Consider the following 602-nt stretch of genomic DNA (forward strand, 5'->3'; position numbering starts at 1 on the left):
GTGATGTACTGACAAGGATGTCATCGCCTGCTCCACCTGCGATCTCGAGGCCACCACCGTGTCCATCCAATGATTCAATCTCAATATTGCTGGCTTTAAATATGCCGGCGATACTCGAATCTATATAGAAGTCTGGGGTATCACCGCTGTAGGACGTCTCATAAACTACACCACCATTCCTGAGGTACTTCACGCTGCCATTGTTGACTTCAATACTGAGAACATCCCCTTTAGCAAGTGCACTGACCCGCCCTCTGGAGCTGCCATTTTCGTAGATGTAGAGGTTGCTAGAAGTCACATAGAGCGCGTAGTCGATATCTGCAAGAAATGAGTTGCTTTCTGAGCGTCCAAGACCAATCATGGCCGAGCCCGTTTCCTTAACGGTTATATTGAGTCGATAGTGGTCGGTAAATCCATATTCTGACATGCGCTTGGAATTAGCCTGCCTGCTCCACCCAGAATTGCTTGTTGTCGACAACTCATCGTTGGAATAGGTAACCCCGCTCAGTGCTGCCCACTCAGTAACTGCAACTTTTTTCTGGCTCGGGTTCGCACTGCCGGTTATATGGTCATTACCGTCCCGCCCCTCAATACGCTCAATG

Annotated in this window: 1 protein-coding gene; it reads right to left on the reverse strand. The window is 49.2% G+C overall.

Going from position 1 to position 602, the window contains the following annotated elements:
• Positions 1-602, reverse strand: a 602-nt coding sequence (locus A8L45_RS24860; protein WP_175402084.1) for a hypothetical protein, incomplete at both ends; no start/stop codon positions are given.

It is taken from the genome of Veronia pacifica, from assembly GCF_001707825.1.
In the GTDB taxonomy this organism is placed as follows: Bacteria; Pseudomonadota; Gammaproteobacteria; order Enterobacterales; family Vibrionaceae; genus Veronia; species Veronia pacifica.